At 34.9% G+C, this 24,147-nt stretch carries 14 protein-coding genes; 3 read left to right on the top strand and 11 right to left on the bottom strand.

Annotated elements, in window-relative coordinates:
* A complete protein-coding gene (locus tag ROY99_01215; GenBank protein MDT3694978.1) occupies window positions 1–3,696 on the top strand; it encodes an HsdR family type I site-specific deoxyribonuclease in 3,696 nt (1,231 codons plus the stop codon).
* A 377-nt stretch (window positions 3,697–4,073) separates the two neighbouring features.
* Here ROY99_01215 and ROY99_01210 read toward each other — a convergent pair whose 3' ends face one another.
* The 4 genes from ROY99_01210 to ROY99_01195 form a co-directional block, all read right to left on the bottom strand.
* Complete coding sequence (locus ROY99_01210; protein ID MDT3694977.1) at window positions 4,074–7,181, bottom strand: efflux RND transporter permease subunit; 3,108 nt, start codon at window positions 7,179–7,181, stop codon at window positions 4,074–4,076.
* A 13-nt stretch (window positions 7,182–7,194) separates the two neighbouring features.
* Window positions 7,195–8,310 (bottom strand): efflux RND transporter periplasmic adaptor subunit, encoded by a 1,116-nt coding sequence (locus tag ROY99_01205; protein ID MDT3694976.1) that lies wholly within the window; start codon window positions 8,308–8,310, stop codon window positions 7,195–7,197.
* Window position 8,311: 1 nt separating this feature from the next.
* Complete coding sequence (locus tag ROY99_01200) at window positions 8,312–9,637, bottom strand: TolC family protein (protein MDT3694975.1); 1,326 nt, start codon at window positions 9,635–9,637, stop codon at window positions 8,312–8,314.
* A gap of 616 nt (window positions 9,638–10,253) precedes the next feature.
* On the bottom strand, window positions 10,254–10,949 hold the full coding sequence (locus ROY99_01195) for a VIT1/CCC1 transporter family protein (protein ID MDT3694974.1): 696 nt from the start codon (window positions 10,947–10,949) through the stop codon (window positions 10,254–10,256).
* Window positions 10,950–11,137: 188 nt separating this feature from the next.
* Here ROY99_01195 and mgtA point away from each other — a divergent pair, with 188 nt between their 5' ends.
* Window positions 11,138–13,654 (top strand): magnesium-translocating P-type ATPase, encoded by a 2,517-nt coding sequence (gene mgtA / locus ROY99_01190; GenBank protein ID MDT3694973.1) that lies wholly within the window; start codon window positions 11,138–11,140, stop codon window positions 13,652–13,654.
* Window positions 13,655–13,826: 172 nt separating this feature from the next.
* Window positions 13,827–15,050: an MFS transporter gene (locus ROY99_01185; protein ID MDT3694972.1), complete on the top strand. Its 1,224-nt coding sequence runs from the start codon at window positions 13,827–13,829 to the stop codon at window positions 15,048–15,050.
* 53 nt (window positions 15,051–15,103) lie between these two features.
* Here ROY99_01185 and ROY99_01180 read toward each other — a convergent pair whose 3' ends face one another.
* The 7 genes from ROY99_01180 to ROY99_01150 form a co-directional block, all read right to left on the bottom strand.
* Window positions 15,104–15,988, bottom strand: coding sequence for an urea transporter (locus ROY99_01180; protein MDT3694971.1), 885 nt, complete (start codon window positions 15,986–15,988; stop codon window positions 15,104–15,106).
* A 110-nt stretch (window positions 15,989–16,098) separates the two neighbouring features.
* Window positions 16,099–18,324 carry an NADP-dependent isocitrate dehydrogenase gene (locus ROY99_01175; protein ID MDT3694970.1) on the bottom strand — a complete coding sequence of 742 codons (2,226 nt, stop codon included), beginning with the start codon at window positions 18,322–18,324 and terminating at the stop codon, window positions 16,099–16,101.
* 397 nt (window positions 18,325–18,721) lie between these two features.
* Complete coding sequence (pta, locus tag ROY99_01170; protein MDT3694969.1) at window positions 18,722–19,699, bottom strand: phosphate acetyltransferase; 978 nt, start codon at window positions 19,697–19,699, stop codon at window positions 18,722–18,724.
* A gap of 361 nt (window positions 19,700–20,060) precedes the next feature.
* Window positions 20,061–21,470: a cysteine--tRNA ligase gene (gene cysS / locus ROY99_01165; protein ID MDT3694968.1), complete on the bottom strand. Its 1,410-nt coding sequence runs from the start codon at window positions 21,468–21,470 to the stop codon at window positions 20,061–20,063.
* A 213-nt stretch (window positions 21,471–21,683) separates the two neighbouring features.
* On the bottom strand, window positions 21,684–22,664 hold the full coding sequence (locus ROY99_01160; GenBank protein MDT3694967.1) for an RluA family pseudouridine synthase: 981 nt from the start codon (window positions 22,662–22,664) through the stop codon (window positions 21,684–21,686).
* Entirely contained in the window at window positions 22,627–23,322 is a 696-nt protein-coding gene (gene lspA / locus ROY99_01155) for a signal peptidase II (GenBank protein MDT3694966.1), read from the bottom strand. Before lspA ends, ROY99_01160 begins: the two co-directional genes overlap by 38 nt.
* Before the next feature lie 42 nt (window positions 23,323–23,364).
* On the bottom strand, window positions 23,365–24,138 hold the full coding sequence (locus ROY99_01150; protein ID MDT3694965.1) for a conjugal transfer protein TraR: 774 nt from the start codon (window positions 24,136–24,138) through the stop codon (window positions 23,365–23,367).
* Window positions 24,139–24,147: the final 9 nt, after the last annotated feature.

Here is a 24,147-nt window from a genome sequence, read left to right as displayed (position 1 = left end):
ATGAAACCCATCACCGAAGATAAAGTAGAACAAGCAGCAATTGAACAGCTTCAATCACTCGGCTGGGAATATATTCACGGCTCGGTAATTTCACCGGAAGGAGAAAAAGCCGAACGCGAGAACTACGAACAGATAATTTTAACAGATCGTTTACGCAAAGCAGTTTCAGTAATCAATTCCCACATTCCAAAAGAAGCACAGGAACAGGCAATACAAAAAATACTACGCATTTATTCAACGGACATTCTTCACAACAACGAAACATTTCATAAAGAGCTAATTGAGAAAGTAAAAATACCTTATCAGCAGAATGGCTACGAGAGAAGCTACGAAATTGCATTAATAGATTTTGAAAATATTGAAAACAATCAGTTTCTTGTTGTTAACCAATACACAATCGTTGAAAACAACCAGAACAAACGTCCGGATATTTTACTTTTTGTTAATGGTATTCCTTTAGTTGTTATCGAGTTAAAAAATCCTGCAGATGAAAGCGCAACAATAGAATCCGCTTACAACCAGATACAAACTTACAAAGCAATAATACCAGGACTGTTTACATATAATGCTGTTTGTGTAATATCGGATGGACTGGAATGTAAAGCAGGTAGTGTATCTGCAGGAATTAATCGTTTCACTGCCTGGAAAAGTGCTGAAGGAGAGAAAGAGGCATCGCGTTTCAAACCACAGTTAGAAACACTCATCAGCGGAATGTTAAATCCAAAAACTCTCCTTGATATAACAAGAAACTTTATCGTCTTTCAGAAGTATATGAAACCCACTCCTAAATCCTCTCCCACTGGGAGAGGACAAGGTGAGGGTGTATTACAGATACATACAGAAAAAATATTAGCAGCATATCATCAGTACTATGCAGTCAACAAAGCTATTGATAGCACTATCAGGGCAATTGGCTATCAACCCTCCCATAATCCCTACCAAAGGGAGGGAAATAGGACAGAAAGCAAGAGAAATTATCGTGGTGGTTTTAAATTTAGTGGACTAATAGAACAGGCGAGAGAACTCAGGAAGAATCAGACGAAAGCTGAAGAAATATTTTGGGAGTTAATCCGAAATAGAAAATTTTTAAATCTGAAATTCAGACGGCAGCATCAAATTGGTCCTTACGTGGCTGACTTCTACTGTAATGAACATAAACTCATTATTGAATTCGATGGTGAGATTCATAATTCAAAGGAACAACAAAAACACGATAGCAAAAGAGACAAATACTTATCGTCACTTGGTAATCGTGTATTAAGATTTAAGAATGAAGAACTACTAAACAATACAAAGTCTGTTCTAGAAACTATATCATCCGCACTTCCTCTCCCTATGGGAGAGGACAGAGGTGAGGGTAACTCTGGCGATAAACGAGCAGGAGTTATATGGCATACACAAGGATCAGGAAAAAGTTTAAGTATGGTTTTCTATGCTGGTAAACTTATAACATCACCTGAAATGGAAAATCCAACAATTGTTGTAATCACTGACCGGAATGATCTTGATGATCAGTTGTTTGATACATTCGCTTCTTCAATACAATTGTTAAGACAAGAACCCGTTCAAGCAGAAAACAGAGATCATCTAAAACAACTGCTAAAAGTTGCAAGCGGAGGAATAGTTTTTACTACCATTCAAAAGTTTTTACCCGACACAGGGCAAGAAGTTTATGATCAGCTCTCAGACAGACGCAACATAATTGTAATTGCAGATGAAGCTCACAGAACACAATACGGATTTCAGGCATCGTTAAAAGATATAGTTAATAAAGAAAGTAAAGAGGTGGTTGGTCAGCGAATAGCTTATGGATTTGCGAAGTATATGCGTGATGCATTACCGAATGCAACTTACATTGGATTTACCGGAACTCCGATTGAAGGAACGGATATTAACACTCCACAGGTGTTTGGCAATTATGTTGATATTTATGATATAGCTAAATCTGTTGAAGACGGCTCAACGGTTAAAATTTATTATGAAAGCAGGTTGGCAAAAGTAAATCTTGATGAAGAAGGAAAACATTTAATAGAAGAATTTGACAAAGAGCTTGAACGTGATGAAGAGATTACAGAAAAGGAGAAAGCAAAAGCAAAATGGTCAAAGCTTGAAGCAATAGTTGGAAATGAGAAGCGAATAAAAAATTTAGCAAGGGATATTGTTGATCATTTTGAAAAACGTCAGAATGTTTTTGATGGTAAAGCAATGATTGTTGCTATGAGTCGAAGGATTGCAGTTGAGTTATTTAATGAGATTGTTGCATTAAGACCGGAATGGTGTAATGAAGATCTGGCAAAGGGAAAAATAAAAGTAGTAATGACTGCTGCGAGTTCAGATGGTCCTGTTCTTGCAAAACATCATACAACAAAACAGCAGCGAAGAGATTTAGCAGACAGAATGAAAGACCCGAATGACCCTCTGAAGATTGTAATAGTGATTGATATGTGGCTAACAGGATTTGATGTTCCTTGTCTTCACACAATGTATATTGATAAGCCAATGCGTGGACATTCGTTAATGCAGGCTATTGCAAGAGTGAACCGTGTATTCAAAGATAAACCGGGTGGATTGGTAGTTGACTATCTCGGCATTGCAACTGATTTGAAAAAGGCATTGTCATTCTATTCTGATTCGGGCGGCAAAGGTGATCCGACAGAAGATATTGAACAAGCTGTTGAAGTGATGATGGAAAAACTGGAGATAGTCCAACAGATGTTTAATGAAGAGAGTAAAACACAAAAAGATATTTTGGTTGAAGAGCCGGAGGCTTATTACAAAGGACAATTCAAGTTTAATTACAATCGTTTCTTCACAGGTACGCCGAATGAAAAACTTTCGATAATTCTTCAAGCAGAAGAACATATTCTTGGATTGGAAAAAGGAAAAGAGAGATTTATCAGGGAAGTAACATTGTTAAGTCAGGCATTTTCTTTATCAATGCCGCATCCGCAAGCGATGGAGATAAAAGAAGAAGTTGCATTCTTCCAGGCAGTGAAAGCAAGATTGGTTAAGTTTGAAATTGAAGGCAAGGGAAAAACTGCAAAAGAATTTGACACAGCTATTAAGATGATAGTTGATCAGGCGATAAGCTCTGATAAAGTTGTTGACATATTTGCTGCAGCAGGAATTGAAAAACCTGATCTATCAATTTTATCAGATGAGTTTTTGCAGGAAGTTCAGGGGATGACTCATAAAAACCTTGCTCTCGAACTGTTGAAGAAAATTTTGAATGATGAAATTAAATCGAGATTAAGAACTAATATCGTAAAGAGCAAAAAGTTTTTAGAGATGCTGGAAACTGCAATTAAGAGATACCAGAACAACTTACTGACCACTGTACAGATTATTGAAGAGCTGATAAGGATTGCAAAAGAAGTTAAGTCGTCAGATGAAGATGCAAAGAAACTTGGGTTGTCTGAAGCTGAATTAGCCTTTTACGATGCACTTGAAACTAATGATAGTGCAGTAAAAGTTTTGGGTGATGAAGTGTTAAAAACAATTGCAAGAGATATTGCTGACAAAGTAAAAAAGAATGCAACGATAGACTGGACAATCCGAGAAAGTGCAAGAGCAAAACTAATGGTGTTAGTAAAGCGAACACTTACAAAATATGGTTATCCACCGGACAAGCAGCAGAAAGCAATTGATACAGTTTTGAAGCAAGCTGAATTGATTGCGGATGAGTTAGTGGGGTAAAAATGTTCGGCTCTATAACAGGCGATATAATCGGTTCGGTTTATGAATCTGATTTACTCAAACTAGGATACAAAATCGCCTGCCCAAGTTGTGTTGCAATAAAAATGAAGCTCATCAAAGCAGGGAATAGCGACTAAATTGGTTTGTCGGTTATTGGCTGAGAATCTATTCCCCAGCCAACATCTTAACACAGTACTGATAAGTAAAAAGCTCTTTATTATTGTAAAAGAAAGTTCTAAGCAATTTGAGTTTGCCGTGCTTTTAAAACTGCCCTGATTTTAAGAGCTTTTTTATTTTTACATCATTTCAATCAGCTGCAGTTTTTTATAAACTTCTGATAGTCAAACATCCTTTAACAATTGAATTGTTTCATAAGATCAGCTTGCTTTAGCTACTCTTCTTTTCTTAAAGTATGCTTTTACTTTTTCACCTGCGCGTTCAAAAACAATATACAATATTGGTATCACAACTAAGGTTAAAACAGTAGTTGCAGTTAATCCGCCTATTACTGCTCTTGCAAGCGGTGACCAGGTTTCTGCACCTTCTCCAAGTTCAATTGCAAGTGGCACCATTCCAAGTATTGTGGTTAAAGCAGTCATTAGAACCGGACGCATCCTTGCCAGACTTCCTTTCTCAACTGCGTCATACAAGGATAACCCGCCTCTTTTAATCTGGTTGATGTAATCAACAAGTACGATACCATTGTTAACTGCTATACCAACAAGCATAATTAAGCCTACTAATGCCATTACACTCAATGTTGTACCTGTAATAAATAGAAATGGAAATACTCCAATTACTGAAAGAGGAACAGTAAACATAATTATCAAAGGGTCAACCAGAGATTCAAATTGGGCTGCCATTATCATATAAACTAAAAGTATAGCAGCAATAAAAGCTAAGCCAAGATAAAAGAATGCCTCCTGCTGATCTTCGGCTGAGCCGCCGATTATTACCTGATACTCTGACGGAACAGGAGTTGAATTAATTATCTTTTCTACTTCACTTATTGCCTTTGAAAGTTCAAGACCTGATAAGTCTGCACCTACAGAAACAAATCTGTTCTGATTTTCTCTGAAGATTGTTGGTGCTGATTCAAGTTCATTTATCTGTGCAATTTCACTTAAAGTTGTAAAGCCGCCTGTTGGCAGTGGGATTTGAATATTACTGAGTGCTTCTTTTTTATTCCTGAATTCTTTTGCAAACTGAACACGTATATCGTACTCATCACCTTCTTCTCTTAGTCTTGATACAACTGTTCCCTGTATTGCAGTGGAGATATTTGATGCAACCTGCAGAGTTGAAAGATGAAATGAATTTAACATATTGTAGTTAAGATTTACCTGAAGTTCGGGAGTGGTTTGTTTTACATTTAATCCGATATCCACAAATCCCTTTATCTTTTGCATACGGGATTTAATTTGCTCTGCTATTTTGATTCCGCCGTCAATATCAAAACCAATAACTTTTACTTCGATTGCTTTTTCGGTAGAGAACCCTCCGGTTTCCTGAAAAGTATAAGTTATGCCCGGTATTTTATTTAATTTTTCTCTCATCAGATCGCTTATTTCAAACTGGCTTCTGCTTCTTTGATTAACAGGCTTGAGTTTTATAAATGCTTCAATAGTACTTTCTGTATTTCCGAATGCTCCAATACCTTCACGGGTACCGAACATAAACGATACATTTTCAAGTTCTTCCGGCTTAATTACTTTCTTAACTATTTCTTCAAGATTATAAACAATTACTCTTGATTTTTCAATCGGGTTGCCTGCGGGAGCTTCTACAATCAAATTAATAAAGCCTTGGTCAGTTTTAGGTAAAAACTCAGCTCCGGCTAATACTGCAAGAACAATTGAAATAATAAAGGCTATTCCAACTGAGCCCAACACAGTTTTCTTTTTTCTGAGTGCCCACAATAAAATTTTATGATAGTACTTTGAAAGACTGTCAATTGTATTACCAATCGTTGTCTTAATCTTGTTCAGCCATCCGTTTGATTTTATTTTTTCTATTTCAAGAATATTGGAAGCCATCATTGGAACCAATGTTAGTGCAACTACCAAAGAAACGAGCAAACTAAAAGTAATAGTTAGCACCATATCCTTAAACAATTGCCCAGTTATATTGGGAACAAACAGAACCGGTAGGAAAACTGCAACTGTAGTAAGTGTTGAAGCAGTAATAGCCATGCCAACTTCAGAAGCTCCGATATCTGCTGATTCAATTCTGCTTTTTCCCATCTCTCTGTGTCTGAATATATTTTCAAGAACCACGATAGAATTATCTACCAGCATTCCGATAGCAAGTGCTAATCCAGCCATTGAAATAATATTCAATGTAATATCACTTGCATACAAAACTGCAAAAGTAGCTAAAACAGAAATAGGCATTGATATACCCATTATAATACTGCCGCGTATATTCAGCAGGAAGATGTAAATAATTATAAATGCGAGAACAAATGCTATTAATGCCGAATCGCGCAGATTATTAATTGAGCGGGTTATAAACTCTGACTGTGCCCATACCACATTTAATTTTGTGCCCTGTGGAAGCCGTTTAAGAATATTCGGGATTTCATTTTTAACAAGCTCAGAAGTCTGAACAGTATTTGCATCAGATTGCTTATTAATAATTATCATTAAACCTTCGCCAAAATCTGCTCTTGCTTCGGTGGAATTCTCTTTAAACCCATCAACAACCTCAGCGATATTTTCTACATAAACAGGTCTTCCGTTTCTGATGGCTACAGTAGTTTTTTTTATTTGATCAATAGTTGTGTATTCACTCAATAAAGTGAGCTGATAAGTTTTTTCATCAGTTTTAAGCGATCCGCCCGGTTGAATACCTCTGCCGGTTTGCAGAGCAATTGTAACTTCAGAAGGCGATAAATTATAAGATGATAAAAGAGTCGGGTTTATATTTACATTAATCTGTCTTTGAAGACCTCCGATTGTGGCAACGGATGCTACTCCGGAAATTCTTTCAAGCATCGGCTCGATTCTGTCTTCTGAAAGTTTTCTCAATTCTGATTGACCAAGATATTGCGAACTCAGACTCAGAAATATAATCGGGCTCATTGAAGGATCGAACACAAAGACAAGCGGATCGGATGCTTCTTTGGGTAAAAAGTCTCTTACAAAGTCAATGTTTTTCCTGATATCAACTTCTGCCTGATTCATATCAGTTCCATACTTAAACTCAAGTATAATTATTGATGCTCCTGTAAATGACTGTGAGCTTACCTTCTTGATGTTTTTAACTGATGAAATTGCTTCTTCAAGCTGGCGGCTGATTGTTGTTTCGATATCTTTTGGTCCAACACCCGGATAATTGGTAATTACTCCGGCGATAGGAAATTGAATCTCCGGAAAAAAGTCTATCTTTAATTGAGTGAAGGCAAAAAAGCTAAATGCTAATATGATAGCATAGAACATCAGCAATGTAACTTTACGGTTTATAGAAAATTTTGTTAACAGCATAATTTAAAAATCCTTAATCAATGATTTGAACTTCTTGATCGTCCCTTACGATGTTATTCCCAACTATTATCACCTTATCGTTAAAATTGATACCTGAAGTTATCTGAGCGCGTGAATTACTAATTAATCCGACAGTTACTTCCTTAATCTTTGCTTTATTATCTTCGACAACAAATAAGAAATATTTCTTTAAAGTCTCCTGCATTCCGGTTCCTTTGTTAATTTTAACTTCTGTCTGGCTCAACAATGCTGTTTCAGGAACAACAACTACATTATCAGTTTCGTTAATCGGAATCATAAACTCACCATACAAACCAGACTTCAGATTATTATCCGTATTTGTAATCACTACTTCAATCTCTAACGACTTAGAAATCGGGTCAACTGCCTGATCAACTGAAATTATTTTACCTTTATATTTTTTATCGGGTACTGATGGAATTACAATCTCAACCGGAAGTCCTTTCTTAACATATTTAATGTCTTTACTGATTACCTTCAGTTTTGATTTCATTGACGAGGGATCAACTATCTGAGCAATTTGCTGTCCTGCAGTAACCATCTGATTCAGTTCAACAAAAACTGCTGCTGCCACTCCGCTAAACGGAGCCTTGATTAAACTATTATCAAATTGTTCTATGGCTTGTTCTAATTGAGCCTGTGCTGCGTCAAGAGCAGAATTTGCTACTTTAAACTGAGATGTTGCTTGATCAAATTGCTGCTGGCTTACTGCTCTCTGCTCAAATAATCGTTGAATCCTGTTAAAGTTTTGTTGAGCAAGTTCAAACTGAGCTTCAGTATTTTTAAGATTAGCTTTAGCAACATCAACTGATTGGGATAAAAGTGCGTTGTATTGGCGGGCAATTACTTGATTGGATTTTACAAAATCACCCGGCTTTACAAATATCTGATCAATCCGTTCTGAAATTTTACTATAAACAATTTGGTCATTAGCAGCTGAGATTGTTCCGGTGATGTTTAAATACTCTTTAAGCGATTCAGGCTGAACCTGATAAACCTTAACCGGAATTAAATTTTCTTTTTGCTCTTCCTTGTTACCTTCGCATCCGGTAAGTGTTAATAATAAAACCGATAAACCAAGACTTATGTATTTATATTTAATCTTCATATTAGTTCCAGATAGTATTTAGTTTTCCAATTGATTTAAGTAATTGAAGTTGTATTATGTTGTAATTATAAATTCCCTGCAGATATTGAACTCTGCTGTTATTATACAAAAGCTGTGCATTTAAAACATCAAGCTGTGTACTCATTCCTTCGGCATAAAGAAGATTTGATAATCTTAAACTTTCTTTTGACTGCTCCATTGCTTCTTTAAGGCTTTTAATATTTTTAACTGCTTCCGAATATTTAAAATAATTTTGTTCTACTTCTACATTTAACTGAACCTCAGTCTGATGTTTAAGCAGCCGCATCTGATCGGTTCTAATACTTGCAAGCTGATAATCAATAAATCTTCTTCCGCCTTCAAACAGAGGCCAGGATGCAATAAGAGTGATTGTCTTTGAGCGGATAAAATCTTTCCACTTTATGTTATCTTCATCAGAAAATGCCTGATGCTGGATGTTAGCTGAAAGTGCAATTGTGGGTAAGAATGCTGAGATTGAAAGATATTCGCTTTGATCAGTTGCATCAAATTTATAGTTAATTGCTTTAAGCTGGCTGCTGTTTTCAAATGACAGCATTTTTAATTCACCAAGTCCTTCATTTCTGAATTCGCTTAAAAAATCTTTTGCTGATAAGGAATCTGATACAACAAGTGAATCACTAAGATCAATATCCAAAAGCATTTTCAGAGTCTGATATGATAAGATTCTGTTTGATTCTGCACTTTCAAATAATGGTAAAGTTGAATAGTATTGCGCCTGCGCCCGTTGAAGATCAAGCTGAGTAGCAGATCCTTCTTCGTAGAAAAATTTTACCTGCTTTAAGTTTGATTCAGCAACCTCTACAGCTTCTTTCGATGATTTGCTTAATTCATTTGCAAGGATAATTCCGTAATAAGCCTGCAATGTTTGCAATACCGCATCTTCTTCTTTTCCTTTAAGCTCTTCACTCAAAGATTTTTTTAATAAAGTCTGAACTTTAACATTAAAAAATCTGGAACCGCCTGTAAAGATCGGCAGGGTAGCATCAATCGAGTGTTGAAAAACATATTTTGTACCCATTGTAAATTTCTGTCCCATAAAAACAATAGTTGGCAGCTCAATATTATAAGTGCCGATACCTTGATAATTTACAGTTGGCAAAAAATTAGAATATGCCCGCCAGACTTCCAGATTCTGAGCGTCATAATCCAATCGTTTAGATTTGATACTTAGATTATCGGTAAGTGCCTTATCAATTACTTCATTCCACGAAAGATAGATGATATCCTTTTGCTGCGGCAGAATGGTAAGCGTAACAGTTAAAAATATCAGCACAATTCTGATCATAAAAATATCTCCGGCAATTTTTCCATTATTAAGAAAATAAAAATTTAAACTAACTAATGCTTAAACATTTTCCACTAATTATATGTTTGATAATTACAGTTAGTTTAAATACAAAAGATAGCTGCAAATATAGCGGTTGTAAAATTATCGCCTCGTGTTCTAACTATCAAAGCATAAATGATAAGCGGAGTATTTAAACGGTCAACGTTTTGTTTAAATAGGCGGGATTAATGAGTTGAAATTTGTGGTTTAACAAGTGTTGTTATTTTATCATATCTGTCCAAAATAATAAGAACTCACTCTAATCTATTTCTTGCAATAGAGGGAGAGACTCGTAAATAATAAAACGATTTATGAAAATATTCAGAGAGAAAATCAACATCAGCTTGTATGTATCAATCAGCCATTCCCTTATAAGGTAAAGTTGAGATGAACTCAAAATAAACTATGGATGGTGGAATATTTTATTTCTACTAACTTAATTTTGAGTCTAAAAGACAATCTGCGACAGCACTGAGTGAAAGATATTTTTTTGCAAGTGATAAACGCAGATAACTATATAATGTAAGTTTATCCATATACTATTTGTCCAATCAAATAATCAATAAGCATTTTATCAACCGATAAATTTTGCCAAAAGAAATGCAGCAGTTGCAGCTATACCGCCAATCACCACGGTTTGAATTGCACTGATAATTGGTTTTGCACCGGTGAATTTTCCTTTAACAAATCCAAAAATTAATAATGCAGTTAAAGTCATTATTACTGAGATTGTTAATCCTTCACTTGCCTGCTCAACAAAGAAGTAAGGTGAAAGCGGAATCATACCGCCAACGATATAAGATAAAGCAATTGTTAATGCACTTATAAGTCCTCTTTTTTTATCGGGCTCTTCTAATCCTAATTCATACATCATCATAAACTCCACCCAGTTTTTAGGATTTTTTTCAAACTTGTCAAGAATTGGCTGTATTTCTTTTTCTGAAAGTCCATATTTTCTAAAGACTTCTGATACTTCTTCTTTTTCTGCATCAGGTAATTCTTTAACCTCATATTCTTCGCGCTTCTTTTCGCTGAAGTAATGTTCATAATCACTCTTTGCTGCAAGGTAGCCTCCAAGCCCCATTGCAATTGAGCCTGCAGCAATCTCGGCAAGACCAGCAGTTATTACCAATGAGCTTGCAGCTATTGCACCGGTTAAACCTGCGGCTAATGCAAATGGAACTGTCAATCCATCAGACATGCCAATTACAATATCTCTTACAGTGTAGTTAGCATTAAAATGTTTTTCAACATGAATTAAACTTGGCATAAATACTCCGTTGCTTGTTTATTCAGACATCATTTTTAGATTTAATTATAAATCAGAATCAAATAATTAATCCTTTTTATATAATAGTCAGGATTCTTAGTTTAAGTAAAGTAAAATAACAAAATACTTTTTTTAATTAATAATATCACAGTTTTATTCCTAAGTTTTATTTTGCGGCAGGTAACTAATTGGAAAAAATAAATCTCTCCGGTTTCTGGAGTATTTCAACCGATGGAATACTAAGGGAGCTTGAAACCAATGTAAATGGTCTTTCTGATTCTGAAGCTGATAAAAGATTAGAGCAATCAGGATTAAACAGATTAAAGCCAAAGAAAAAAATTGATACGTTTACACTTTTAACAGCTCAATTTAAAAGTCCTATTATTATTATTTTAATTTTTGCTGCTGTACTTTCAATATTTCTCGATGATACTGTAGATGCGATTATTATTTTAACAATAATTTTTATTAGCGGAGTGCTCGGCTTCTGGCAGGAAAAAGGAGCCGCAAGTGCCGTTCAAAAGCTTCTGGAAATAGTTCAAATAAAAACAAGAGTAGTTCGTAATGCTCAGGAAAAAGAAATTGCTGTTGAAAAGATTGTACCTGGTGATATAATAATTCTTTCTGCAGGCTCAGTTGTGCCGGGGGATTCTCTTATCATTTCTTCCAAAGATCTTTTTGTTGACGAATCAACTCTGACAGGAGAGACTTATCCGGTTGAAAAAAGCGTTTCGGTATTAAGCAATGAAACTGCATTAAGCCAGCGAACTAATTCTCTTTTTATGGGTACTCATGTTGTTAGCGGTAACGGCAAAGCTGTAGTTGTTAAAACCGGAATCAACACTGAATTTGGAAAAGTTTCAGAAAGATTGAAATTAAGACTGACAGAAACTGAGTTTGAACTTGGAATAAAGAAATTTGGATTTCTTTTGATGGAAGTTACTCTTGTTATGATCTTTCTGATTTTTGCTCTTAATGTTTATTTGCAAAAGCCAATTGTAGATTCATTTCTCTTTTCACTCGCAATAGCTGTTGGGCTTACACCTCAATTACTGCCGGCAATTATAAGTATAAATCTTTCGCATGGCGCAAAACGAATGGCAGAGAAAAAAGTGATTGTAAAAAAACTTAATTCAATCGAAAACTTTGGCAGTATGAATGTTTTATGTTCAGATAAAACCGGTACGTTAACCGAAGGAAAAGTAAACATCTATTCTTTTGCGGATGCAGACGGCAAAACCAATGACAAAGTTATGCTTTATGCTCAGCTAAATGCCAATTTTCAGACTGGATTTGTCAATCCAATTGATGAAGCGATAATTAATTACAAGGAAGTTAATCTCTCTGATTACAAAAAACTTGATGAAATACCGTATGATTTTTTGAGAAAGAGATTAAGCATTCTTGTGGCAGTTAAAAATGAAAATATTATTATAACCAAAGGTGCATTGAGTAATGTAGTTGAAATCTGTGATTTTATAGAAAAAGAAAATGGAAAAATAGAAAAAATAGAAAGCAGTCTGGAGAAAATAAATAATTACTATTCCGAAATGAGTGGTAATGGATACAGGGTTTTGGGAATTGGTTATAAAAAAGTAACTGAGAATTCTACCATCAAAATAGATTCTGAAAAGGCGATGACATTTCTCGGTTTCATTTTACTTTATGATCCGCCGAAGAAAAATATAATTGAAACTATATCCGGCTTAAGTAAAACAGGTGTTTCTCTTAAGATCATTACCGGTGATAATAAACTGGTGGCTGAAAGCATTAGCAAAAAAATCGGGCTGAAGGACACAAAAATTATAACCGGAACAGAAATTCGTAAGTTAAGTGATGAAGCTTTATACCGCAGTGTTAATAATATAAAAATCTTCGCTGAAGTTGAGCCGAATCAAAAGGAAAGAATAATCCTTGCTTTAAAGAAAGCCGGTAATGTGGTTGGTTATATGGGCGATGGAATAAATGATGCCTCAGCATTGCATGCTGCTGATGTAGGTATTTCAGTTGATAAAGCTGTGGACGTTGCAAAAGAAGCTGCTGACATTGTTTTACTTGAAACTGATTTAGAAGTTTTGTTGAGCGGAATTCTGGAAGGGCGTACAACTTTTGCCAATACTATTAAATATGTTTTTATGGCTACCAGTGCAAATTTTGGAAATATGTTCAGTGTTGCCGGTGCTTCTTTGTTTCTTCCTTTTCTGCCGCTTCTTCCCAAACAAATATTGCTGATCAATTTATTAACTGACCTGCCGGAAATGACAATTGCAACTGACAATGTTGATTCAGATTGGATTGAGAAGCCAAGAAGGTGGGACATAAAATTCATCCGGAAATTTATGATGACTTTTGGTGTGATCAGCTCAGTGTTTGATTATTTGACTTTTGCTGTTTTAATTTTACTGTTGAATGCTGATGAGATTCAATTCCGCACCGGCTGGTTTCTTGAGTCAGTTGTTTCTGCAGTTCTTATTGTGCTTGTGGTACGGACAAGAAAACCATTCTTTAAAAGCAAACCAGGTAAATATCTTATCATTACAACCTTTGCGATAATTGTGTTTACACTTTTTATCCCCGTTTCTCCGCTGATTGAATTGTTTGGATTCATTTCGCTGCCCCCAATGTTTCTTTTGTTAATCGGTATCATTATCGCCGGATATATTTTAAGTGCAGAGATAGCGAAGAAAATATTTTATAAACATTGAGTTGTCATATCTGTCCAAACTAAAAAGACTCACTCTTATCTATTTCTTGCAAGAGGAGAGACTGTTAAACAATAAAACGTATTATGAAAATATTCTGAAAGATAATTAACGGCTGACAAATTAATTATAGTATTCTTTTTATTACTTTTGCCGGTAAAAAAATTTTTACTTTATGAGTAAACACTTTTCAGAATTCAATAAAGACAGTGCTACCGTATTCTCGGTTTTATTTGCGCTAAGCTTTTCTCATTTATTAAACGATACTTTGCAGTCTTTAATTCCCTCTATCTATCCGATTATAAAGACTAATTACAATTTAACTTTTTCGCAAATCGGATTAATAACTCTTACCTTTCAGTTTGCCGCTTCATTGTTTCAGCCATTGGTTGGATTTTACACTGATAAAAAGCCTCAGCCGTACTCATTGGCAATTGGTATGACTATAACACTTACTGGATTAACTTTACTATCCTTTGCAAATCACTTTTATTTCATTTTAATATCTGTTGCGTTAATCGGTACAGGTTCTTCTATCTTTCACCCGGAATCATCACGGATGGCTAATGCAGCATCGGGAGGCAGAAGAGGGTTAGCACAATCAGTTTTTCAGGTTGGTGGAAATGCCGGAAGTTCTTTCGGACCTTTGCTTGCTGCCTGGATTATTGTGCCTTATGGTCAGCGGAGTATTTTATGGTTTACATTAATTGCTTTAGTTGCAATTGTAGTTTTACGGCGTGTGGGCAAATGGTATAAAAATTATCTTTTAAAGCTTCATCTTTCAGAAAAAAAAACCTGGGAGTCTTTTGATAATAAACTGCCAAAGCGTAAAGTTATAATAGCTGTGGCTGTTTTGTTAATCCTGATTTTTTCTAAATATTTTTATATGGCAAGCATTACCAGTTACTTTACTTTTTATCTAATGGAAAAATTTAATGTATCTGTTCAGACATCTCAGGTTTATCTTTTTATATTTTTATTTTCTATCGCTATCGGTACCCTGTTAGGAGGACCAATTGGAGATCGGATCGGCAGAAAATATGTAATCTGGGTCTCCATTTTGGGTACTGCACCTTTTGCAATTGCACTACCTTATGCAAATCTATTCTGGACTACAGCTTTAATAATACCAATCGGGGTGATTCTGGCTTCCGCTTTTTCTGCTATACTTGTATATGCACAGGAACTTATACCGGGTAAACTTGGATTGGTTGCCGGATTGTTTTTTGGATTTGCATTTGGAATGGGCGGATTGGGTTCAGCTCTGATCGGTAACCTGATTGATCATACCAATATATATTTTGTTTTTTACCTATGTTCTTATCTGCCTTTAATTGGTTTGTTGACAGCATTCTTACCAAATATAAGTACGACAAGAAAAAGGCAGATAAAAAATTGAATAAATATTATTGACTTAATAAGCTTTTACAGCAGCTCTGAAATTCTAAACTATTATTTATTCTTCGTAAATATTTTTTGTATTAACAGAGTTATCCAGGTTCCTGCAACAAACGGGAATGTTAATACTCCGCCCACTACATCCAAAACATGGTAATCAATCAAAAGATTATGAATAACTATTGTAATGACTGCTCCAGCTAATACCCAAAGTCCATCAACCTTTTTTGTTCCAGCAAAAACAATGGCAGTTAATACAGCATTAAAACCAAACAGTCCCAGATTAATTTGTTCTATCGGTTGACCATTTGTAAGAGATAATATTGCTCCTAAAAGAGATGCCGCTAAACTATATAATGCTGCAACCGGACTGTTTATAAAGACTGCAATGAAAAATATAATTCCTGATAATGCACCTGCCTGAAAAATTACTTCGCCGAAGCCATTTGTTGGTGCCAGGAAAACATCAAGTTGAGCAGGTGCAAATTTTATTTGGAGTAACTCAGATGGTGATATATCCGTGTATTGGCGAATAATAAATATGAATGCCCAGGCAACCAATATAAATGGAAAAGTGTAAGCCGGAATTTTTTTGGTGAAAAAGAAATGCTGGATCATTGCTGCCAAAATTCCACCGATAATTACTAAAGACCAGATAATCAGTAAATCATCAAATAGAAAAACTAACACTACACCAACTAATGCAGGACTAAAACCATACAGCCCGGCATTAATTTCCTGTTGATTGTATTTTAATAATTTTGCAGCAGCCGTTCCAGCGGCAGCAGCTAAAATAGCAGCAACGGCATATTGCCAGCTTCCGATAAACAAACCAATAATAAAAAGTAATCCGGTCCATCGGTTTTCCTGCAGCATTATCTGACCGATTCCTTTTAGTAACTGATCAATAAAAGGAAGCTTTGAAAAGAATTTATCCATCTAAATTTGATTGATATATTTTAAATAATAGAATTTATTTTAGATTACATAAAATAATACGAGCTGAATATTTTATCTTTTAATAGGAAATTGTTTCAAGAGTATCCTGATTACATTTCATCAATTATTCTGTTAAATGTTTCACTAGGTCTCATTATTTTGGATGTTTTTTCATCATCTAACAAATAATAACCGCCGGTATCAACTTGTTTCCCCTGAACAGAAATCATATCACTTGCAATTTTTTCTTCGTTTGTTTTTATTTCTTTGTAAATCTTAGCAAATCGATTTTTCAATTCTATATCTTTGTTTTGTTCTGCCAATGCTTCTGCCCAATAGAATGCAAGATAAAATGAACTTCCCCGGTTATCAATTCCTCCGGTTTTTCTTACAGGCATTTTTCCATTTTCAAGATATTTTTCTATTGCATTGTCAAGTGTTTCAGCAAGCAAAGCAGCTTTTTGATTCTTGGTTTTATCAGCAATCATTTCAAGCGAAGGCACTAATGCACAATACTCACCCAGTGAGTCCCATCTTAAATGATTTTCTTTAACTAATTGCTCAATATGTTTTGGAGCAGAACCGCCTGCGCCGGTTTCAAATAATCCGCCCCCGTTTAATAATGGTACAATTGATAACATCCTTGCACTTGTGCCAAGCTCAAGTATAGGGAACAGGTCTGTTAAATAATCACGAAGCACATTACCTGTTACAGAAATTGTATCAAGATTTTTTCTTGTTCTATCGAGTGTGTATTTCATTGCATCAACAGGTTTAAGAATATTTATTTCCAATCCTGTTGTGTCATACTCCGGTAAATATTTTTTTACTTTGGCAATTATCTCTTTATCATGGCTCCGGTTTTCATCAAGCCAAAAAACTGCCGGAGTTTTAGAAATTCTAGCCCGGTTAACTGCAAGTTTAACCCAATCTTTTATTGCTGCATCTTTGGTTTGGCACATTCTGAAAATATCGCCCCCTTCAACCTTTTGTTGAAGTAAAACTTTTTCTTCAGAATTAACAACTCGAATAACACCATTACTTTTAGCCTCGAATGTTTTATCGTGGGATCCATATTCTTCAGCTTTTTGAGCCATCAATCCGACATTAGAAACAGCTCCCATAGTTGCAGGATCAAACTGACCCTTTGTTTTTGCATCTTCAATAATAGTCTGATATATAGTCGCATAACAGCGGTCAGGTATCATTGCAATACAATCCTGTAATTCATCTTTTCTATTCCACATCTTTCCGCCGTCGCGCACAACATTAGGCATCGAGGCATCAACAATTACATCATTTGGAACATGGAGATTTGTTTTGCCTATTCTGGAATCAACCATTGCAAGTTCCGGTTGATATTCATAAACTTTATTAATATCAGTTTCAATTTCAATTCGCTTTGCATCAGGAAGTTTTTTAAGTTTTTCTAAGACATCCATCAGACCATTATTAACATTGGCTCCAATTTCTTTAAGAGTATCTGAGTGTTTTTCAAGAGCATCTTTGTAATAAACAGAAACTGCATGACCAAACATAATCGGATCGGATATTTTCATCATTGTTGCTTTAAGATGCAGTGATAAAAGAACACTGTCTTTTTTTGCTTCTTCAATTGTATCAGCATAAAATTTTCTTAACTCTCTTACATTCATTACGGCGGAGTCAATTACTTCTCCGTTTTTAAGTTTAAGATTTTCTTTTAATACTGCTTTGCTTCCATCAGTGTCTGTAAATTCAATTTTTACGACATCATCTTCAGCAAGTGTAATTGACGTTTCGGAACCATAAAAATCACCTTGCTTCATAAATGCAACACGGGCTTTTGAACCTGATTCAGCCCAGGGTTTCATCATTTTATGCGGGTGTTTTTGTGCAAATCTCTTGACTGATGCTGCAGCTCTTCTATCAGAATTACCTTCTCTTAATACAGGATTAACTGCAGATCCAAGAACTTTTGCAAATCTATCTTTTAATTTTTTCTCTTCCTCTGTTTTTGGCTCTTCGGGATAATCTGGAATTTTATATCCTTTACTTTGTAATTCTTTAATAGCTCCTTTTAATTGCGGAATTGATGCGCTGATATTCGGAAGCTTAATAATATTTGCGTCAGAAGTTTTTGCAATTTCACCAAGCTCTGTTAAGTAATCAGGTATTTTTTGTTCTTCAGTTAAATAGTCAGAAAAGTTTGCAATGATTCTTCCAGCAAGTGAAATATCTTTTTCTTCAATCTCGATTCCTGTACCTTTGGTAAAAGATTTTACAATTGGCAGAAGACAATAAGTTGCTAATGCAGGTGCTTCATCAATTTTTGTCCAGATAATTTTAGATCCCATTTTTACTACTCGTTTGTTTATTTTTTATAATTACTATTAGCTGCTCAAAAATAGTTATTCTTGTTTAATTATCGAAAGAAGTATTAAGCCTGATATTCAGATAAATAATGAAAAATTCTTATAAAAAGGATACTTAGGAAAGTAACTTTTAGTTTTAGCAGCTGCAGCTTTACCTGTAATCTGGATCTTAGTGAAGTTGTATCGAAGCTGCCGGGAATTTTTTTGATTTATCTAACTTAAACAAAATAAAGTCACACTTCGGCAAGCTAAGTGTGACTAATTAAAGCGGTGTCATCCTGTGTATAGTCGAAGGATTATAATTTCTCTTACACTTCAAAAGTTCTTACTTATTAACAGTCTGAGAAATATTTATAAATCAAAGACGAATTTTAAGGAATTAAGCCATCAACACATTTATCGAAGCTGTATTTACAATATCATCAACGCTGCAGCCGCGGCTTAAATCAAAAAATGGTTTTTGTAAACCCTGAACCATTGGACCAACTGCTTCAGCTCCGCCCCAGCGCTGTGCAATTTTATATCCGATGTTTCCTGCATTAAGATCAGGGAAGACGAGTACATTTGCTACACCTGCAACTTTACTATCCGGTGCTTTTTTCTTTCCGATTGATTCTACAATTGCGGCATCAAACTGAATTTCACCATCAACATTAAGATCTGCTCTTTTTGTTTTTACAATTTCTGTAGCCTGAATAACTTTATCTGCTAGTTCGTGTTTTGCACTGCCTTTTGTTGAAAATGATAACATTGCAACAAGTGGTTCCTCACCGGTTAATTTTTTATGATTATCTGCTGTTGATATTGCAATATCTGCAAGCTGATGTGAATCAGGATTTGGGACAACTGCACAATCTGCAAAACTAAAAGCTTTATCTTTAAACAACATTAAAAAGAAACTTGATACGATTGAAATTCCCTGCGGCATTCCAACAATTTGTATTCCTGCTTTCATAACATCAGCAGTAGATGCAAACGAGCCAGCAACACTTCCATCTACCAAACCTTCACGCAGCATCATTGCAGCAAAAAATAAATCGCGTTTCATTACTTCATTTGCCTGCTCAGGAGTCATCCCTTTTTTCTTTCTTAACTCGTAATAAATATTTGCAAACTCAGCAAACCTTGGATGAGATAAATGATCAATTACTTCTACCCCGGTTAAATCAACGCCTAGTCTTTTTGCATCTTCATTAACTTTTGCAGTATTGCCAAGTGTAATTACTTTACAGATCTTTTCCCTGGTTAAAATTTCTGCGGCTTTAAGAACACGATCATCGTGAGATTCCGGCAGGATAATAGTTTTGCTTTTTGATTTTGCATTAGCTTTAATTTTATCTAATAATTCGTAACCCATTGTTTCTCCATAAGTTTAATTAATAACACTACAAAACTAAGCAATCTTTAATAATATTTTTCCGTCTATGTTGACGAGGATTTAAGAATTGAGTATTAAAAAAATTCTTTCACATAACTATTTATTGTAAACTATGATGAGAACTAATATTTTGAAATCTTTTGGATAAAAACCAAATACCGGATGGATTTACAGATATATATGCAATAAGCTAAAATTGATTAGCTGTGGAGGGCAGATAGATTTGTAATTTTATGATATTCTTTGAAAAGAAATAAACCAGCAGAAATTATAAATAGTGGTTAATGTTTCTGATTTATCGAGTGAGATTTATATCTACAATGAAAATTTTTACAAACGACTATCTCCCAATCTTATAACTGGTGCCTTCTTTGCTATCCTGCAAAACAACGCCAAGCTCTTTAAGTCTATCCCGAATTGTATCTGAAAGTTGGTAGTTTTTATTTTGCTTTGCTTCAATTCTAAGAGTAATAAGTAATTCAATTAAATCATTTGCAAGTTTATCATCGCCTGCTGTGGTTTTATTAAAATCTACAATGCCCAGAACATTTTCTGCAGTTTTTGTTAAGAAAGTTTTTACATCATTATAAAAATTAACATCTACACTTTCTGAGGAAGCAATTATTCGGTTTACTTCTTTTACAAAATCAAAAATTACCGCAACAGCTTGCGAAGTATTAAGATCTTCATCCATCGCTTCTTCAAACCGCTTGTAATAAGGGGCAAAATCGTAATCGGGTTTTATTCCTGCCGTATTCTTTTTTATTTCAGCATTAACTTTATCCACAAGATTAGTGATCTTCTCCAAACCGCGCTCAGCAGCAGTTAAAAGATCATCAGTAAAGTTTAATGGTCCGCGATAATATGCCTGAGCAAAAAACATTCTTATTGCTTCAGCAGAAAATTTTTTTAACACTTCTCTGGCAGTAAAGAAATTGCCAAGTGATTTAGACATTTTCTCGTCGTTGATATTCAGAAAACCAAAATGAAGCCAGTACTTTACAAATGGTTTTCCGTTTGCGGCTTCACTTTGTGCAATTTCATTTTCATGATGTGGGAAAATCAGATCATTACCACCGGCGTGAATATCAAATGTTTCCCCAAGATGTTTACAGCTCATTGCAGAGCATTCAATATGCCAGCCCGGTCTTCCTTTTCCCCACGGACTTTCCCAGTACGGCTCGCCATCTTTTGCTTTTTTCCACAATGCAAAATCCAAAGGATCTTTCTTTTCTTCATTAACCTCGATTCGTGAACCTGCTTCAAGCTCCTCTATATTTTTTCCGCTTAACTTACCGTAATTATTAAAATGCTTTACATCGTAAAAAATGTTACCGTTTTTGTTGTAAGCAAAATTTTTATCCTCAAGCTGCTTAATCATTGCAATAATTTCATTCATATGCTTAGTTGCTTTGGGATAAACAGTCGCTTTCCTGATCTTTAGTTTTGTAATATCATCAAAAAACGCCTGTATATAATCTTCAGTAACTGCTTCTGTGCTTCGCTTTTCTTCATTGGCTTTTTTAATGATCTTATCATCAACATCAGTCAGGTTCATTACAAATTTTACATTGTAGCCCTTGTACTCAAGATATCTTCGCACCATATCTGCCATAACAAAAGAGCGAGCATTACCGATATGAAAATAATCGTAAACAGTTGGTCCGCACATATAAATCTTAACTTCATTCGGATCAATTGGGATAAACTCTTCTACTTTTTTTGTAAGCGTGTTGTAAAGTTTTAACATTTTATTTGCTGATTGTTTGATAATTGGTTTGCAAATATAATTAAGATTTTCAGTCATTGCGAGAGTTAATTGCAGGCATATAATTGTCACACTTAGCATTTAGAATTGTTACACAACTTTAAAATGTCAGTCTTTGATAATCTCAGACTGACACACGGTCTCCTAAGTAATCAGTAGATTGCTTAGCGTGAAGACTTACTCGCAATGATACTCTTAACTGCGTAGTTTCTCTAAAAGAAGTTTAAAGTCTTCCGGCAATTCGGAATCAAATCTTACAAGTTTATTTGTGTGCGGATGAATAAAACCCAATGTTTTAGCGTGCAAAGCTTGTCTTGGCATTATCTCTAAAAGATTTGCAATTCTGTTTTTAAGTTTTGGGGATTCAAACCCGGCGTGAATTTTATTTCCACCATAAGTTGGATCACCAAAAATTGGTTTTCCCAATCCTGAAAGATGAACTCTTATCTGATGTGTTCTTCCGGTTTTAAGATTCAATTTTATGTAAGATGTAAATTCAAACTGCTCGATTACTTTGTAAAGAGTAACAGCTTCCTTTCCTTCTTTATCGCTTACGGTAAATTTTTTCCTGTCACTCTTACTGCGAGCGATCTTAGTTGCAATTTCTCCTTCTTTATCTTTGAACTTTCCCCAGCAAATTGCGTGATATTCTCTTTCAATCGTGTGCTTTGAAAATTGTTTTGCAAGCATTGCGTGAGTGTAATCATCTTTAGCTACAACAAGCAAACCGCTTGTATCTTTATCAATGCGATGAACAATTCCAGGTCTTCCTGTTTCATTAACTGTACTTAAAGATTTGGTATGATGAAGAAGTGCGTTAACAAGTGTTCCAGTATAATTGGCATAAGCCGGATGAGCAACCATTCCGGTTGGTTTATTTACAATGATCAAATAATCATCTTCAAAAACTATATCTAAGGGGATTTGCTCAGGTTCAATATCTTCTGGTCTTGGCGAAATTATTTGAATTGCTTCAATCTTATCGAATGGCTTAACACAATAATTTGATTTTACAACAATACAATTAACTTTTACAAGTCCTGCTTCAATTGCTTTCTGGATTTTAGAGCGAGTAGTATTTTCGATATGATGGGTAAGAAATGTATCTATTCTTTCTTTTCTTTTCCCTTCAGGAACATCAATCAGAAATTTCTTTTCGGATATCAGTTTGCTCATCTATCTTATCTCTATTTATCATCTGCGGATTATCACTGCTCAGCTTAGATACTTCTTCTGAGATATTTATTCCTGATATACCAGACACTTCAACTTTATTTTCAGATTCCTCTTCTTTTTCATTATGCTTTTTGTAAAACAGTATCAGGATCAAAACACCGATTGTTACTGCTGCATCTGCTATATTAAAAACAGGCCATCTGTCATAACTTCTTCCGAATAAAGTGAAGTTAAAGAAATCAAAATCAAAAAAATCCACAACCTTTCCGTAGAACAACGGAGCATAATCAAAAAATACTCCGTAGAATGTTCTGTCTATCAGATTTCCAACAGCTCCGCCAAGAATGCAGGCAATAGCAATTCGTAAGCTTAAACTCTTATCTCTTATTGCATACAGATAAATAACAAGACCGATGCTGGCAATTAAAGAGAAAATTGATATTATTAATTTGAATCCTTCTCCAGGATCGTAACCAAAAGCCATACCTGGATTTTCAACGAAAGTTAACCTGAAAAAATCGCCCCAAACAGGTATCATCTGTCCGAGGTACATTCCTTCAAAATTTAATCCTAAGAATGAAATAGCAAATCCCTTTACCAATAATTTCGTTACCTGATCAACGATAACAATAATCAACGAGAGATATAATGCTTTCAAATAACTTTAACTCCTTTTGTCATCTTTCTGAAAAATTCCAGGTTACCTTTTTTCTTGTTTTTGTTTCATTGGTAAACAAAGCTGGCTATGTGGTACAGCTGCTAATCTTTCTTTTGGAATCAATGGACAAGTTGGGCAAAGATGTTGAGGCTCTTCTATGCACTCGACACAAATACCATAGGTTCCATTATCAATTCTCTTTAATGCATCTTCCAGATATCCTAAAAATTTATTTTCTCTTTGAGCATAAAGAAAAGTTTTTTCTCTTTCCATTGCATCAGTGCCTTGTTCAGCCATATGAAGTGAATAAGGAGAATTTTCGTTTATATATTCACCTGTGGTCGGATCAAGCATTTGTTCTCTTAAATTCTGAAGCTGTTCAAGAATTTCATCACGTTTCTCAAGGATTATTCCTTTAAAATACTCCAGATCTTTTTTACTGTAGCCTTTAATCTTTTTTAAAGCAGCAGCACGATTGGCAGCTACCATTTCAGGTGTTATGATGTCTTCTTCTTTAGGTTTTACAACTGCCGGTTTAGTTCTCGGTTTAACAATTAATCTTTTTTCAATCTGTTTTTTTACCGATACTGTTTTTTTGGTTGTGGTTTTTGCTTTAGGCGCAGTTGCTTTTACAGCTTTTTTAACTTCTTTTTTCTTAGCTGTTACTTTTTTCTTCGGTGATTCTTTTTTTAACGATTTTTTTGGAGTAGAAACTTTAACTGGTTTCTTCTTTTTTTCTTCTTTCTTCACAACTTTCTTACTTGTTTTAGCAGTGTTCTTCTTTGTTACTTTTTTAACTGGTTTTTTTTTAGCCATGTTTACTTC

The sequence above is a fragment of the Ignavibacterium sp. genome (genome assembly GCA_032027145.1).
GTDB lineage: Bacteria > Bacteroidota > Ignavibacteria > Ignavibacteriales > Ignavibacteriaceae > IGN3.
The sequence above is the reverse complement of the archived record's forward strand: the minus strand, read 5'-3'. Positions and strand labels throughout refer to the sequence as shown.